This is a genomic window from Lactobacillus helsingborgensis (genome assembly GCF_000970855.1).
In the GTDB taxonomy this organism is placed as follows: domain Bacteria; phylum Bacillota; class Bacilli; order Lactobacillales; family Lactobacillaceae; genus Lactobacillus; species Lactobacillus helsingborgensis.
In genome coordinates, this window is sequence record NZ_KQ034047.1 from 156,778 (window position 1) to 159,426 (window position 2,649).

The window sequence follows — 2,649 nt, forward strand, 5'->3', positions numbered from 1 at the left end:
GCCATAATATGATAACTTGTTATTGATAAACTCTTTTAATGAGTTTGATATGAACTTGTATCAAATAAGAAAGACTATGATAAGAAAAGAGTCAACAGAATGATTTATGATTTTTCTATGTATTTGAGTGATCTAGATGATCAACGTCTTTTCCAAGTATTAAAAAAAAGTAATCAACTTGATTTGATTTGGAAAGAAATTTCTTTAATTAGACAAATTGAAATAAACGAAAAAAAAGAAAATATTCAAGACCTTGTGACAATTGCAAGTAAAGCCATGAAGTTTACTAATTTAAAAAACCAAGAGTCACTGAGCAAAAAATGGGCTAACTATATTTTGTTTCAAGAAACTGATGCTATATTTGTTTATTTATTTTCTCAGACAAAGTGTTTTCTAAAAAATAATTTAATTATTATAAATGAAGAAAAATTAAATGATATTAAGAGAGGAAATACGATAATTTTTAGTCCACATTGGGGAGATTTTTATTCTATACCAATAATATTGGCGAGTTTAAAAATTCAAAATGTTCCATTAGCTAATGGTGATGAAGGGGAGCATATGCGGTCCATTTTAGATGTAATGTTATCGAGCTTAAAAAAGTACATAACAGAAGTTTTAGACACATCTAACCCAGTTAATGCTCTTTTTAAGTTGGATAATTTATTAAAAAATTCAAAAAATATACTTGAATTTCCAGAATATACATTAGGTCCTAAACCCAAGTATCGTACTAAGTATTTAGATAATTTCTTTCCCGTAGCGTACGGATTAGCAGCCTTAGCTAAACGAAATAATTCAAATATACAACCAGTTACTTTTACAAGAATAGATGATTTTCCTCATTATGAATTAAGATTTTATTCCAAGATAAATATAAAAGATATGACAGTAGGACAGATTAATAATAATATTCACAGACTGATAAACAGTATAATAGTTAAGACTCCTGAAAAGTGGTGGTATTGGTATTTGTTTTCCAAAAATAGAATATCAATCAATTAAGTATTATATATTAATTTAATATACAACGGTGATAAAAATGAAAATAAAAAACATAATTAGATGGTTACCTAATTGGCTCGTATTTTCAATAATAATAACAACAATTATTTCATCATTTGATGGAGTAGTTTTGGCACAGGTACTTTCTTCTATAGCAAATTTTAATCATAACTCAACATTTTTAGAAGTAATGTTTTATGCTGTCAAAAGCTTTTCAGCAATGGCTATTGTGTATTTTTCAATGACTTTAAGAAAAATGTTAATAAATTTAGCAATAAAAAAGCTTAATGTAAAGCTCAAAAGTAATTTTATTTATGGGCAAATTAATACTTCAACTTTTAGTAGTGATACTGCGGATAATGTCTCAAAAATATTTAATGATTTTAAATTGGTTGAAACAGATTACTTTAGTCTGATGTTTGAAGTATTTGCGTCTTTGTTAATGGCATTAATCTCTGGAATTTATATTTTAAGTTTAAGCATACCTATTGGAATTTTGTTTATTTTATTTTCTTTATTACCTATGATAACTCCAAAGATTTTTGGTAAAAAATTAACTGCCACTTCTTCAAAGTGGCAGGAAGATAGTAGTAGATTTTTAAGTAAGGTAACTGATTTATTTAATGGAGCCAATACTATCAAAACTTATTTAGCTGAAAAGTATATGTACAATGATACAGATAAGTATTTAAATGAATCCGAAAATTCTTATTTACTTATGAATAACTGGCAAGCTGTTACTTTTTTTGTCGCTTCAATTCTTTCAGTTGTTAGTTATATTTTACCTATTGGTATTGGCTTGCTTTTAGTTATTCAAAGAAAGATATCTTCTGCAGCTTTGATTGGTATTTTTATGGCTAGTGACAGAGTCGTAGGTCCATTAGGAACAGTTTCAGAGTATCTTAGTAAGATAAAAACTACTCAAGAAATTCGAAAATCTTATAGTGAACATATGATTGAATTTAAAGCTCCTAAAAAAATATCGAAAGATATTAAGCCAAAAATTTGTTTTGAAAATGTTTATTTTACGTACTCAAATGGTAAACAGATTATCAATAATTTGAATTTAAATATTACTTTTGGAGAAAAAATTTTGATTACAGGAGCTTCTGGTGTTGGTAAATCGACAATACTTAATTTGATTCAGGGTTCTATTAAACCAAGTAGCGGAAAAATTTATTTGAGGGAAAAGAATAGTAAAATAAACAATATTCTCGAATCTGGTAGGATTGCTTATATAAGACAAAATCCCAACTTATTTAATGATACTTTGCGTTTTAATCTAACTTTAGGCGAGGATTTCTCAACTAAAGATTGTTTATTTGTTCTTGAAAAAGTAGGATTGATTAATGAACTAGGTAACGATGCTTTAAATAGATATTATGGTGAAAGTGGGAAAAACTTATCTGGTGGACAACGGCAGCGAATCGAAATTGCTAGAGCTCTTCTTTTTAATAAAAAAATTATTTTAATTGATGAAGCAACTTCTAGTTTAGATCCAAAAATGTCGGACAAAATAAATAAAATTATTCAAAATTTAGATTGTACAGTGATTGAGGTTGCTCATTATTATGACGATATTGAATTTAAACATGCACATTTTACACACTATGTACTTGAAAATAAAACTTTAAGATTAAAGGC

Annotated in this window: 2 protein-coding genes; both read left to right on the forward strand. The window is 27.0% G+C overall.

All coding sequences use genetic code 11. The features are described 5' to 3' along the window. The first annotated feature begins 99 nt into the window (after window positions 1–99). Window positions 100–1,005 carry an LpxL/LpxP family acyltransferase gene (locus JF73_RS06730; RefSeq protein WP_046327520.1) on the forward strand — a complete coding sequence of 302 codons (906 nt, stop codon included), beginning with the start codon at window positions 100–102 and terminating at the stop codon, window positions 1,003–1,005. Window positions 1,006–1,042: 37 nt separating this feature from the next. Continuing rightward, window positions 1,043–2,649 (forward strand): ATP-binding cassette domain-containing protein (locus tag JF73_RS09725; protein WP_084608704.1); only part of this gene is annotated, 1,607 nt, incomplete at its 3' end.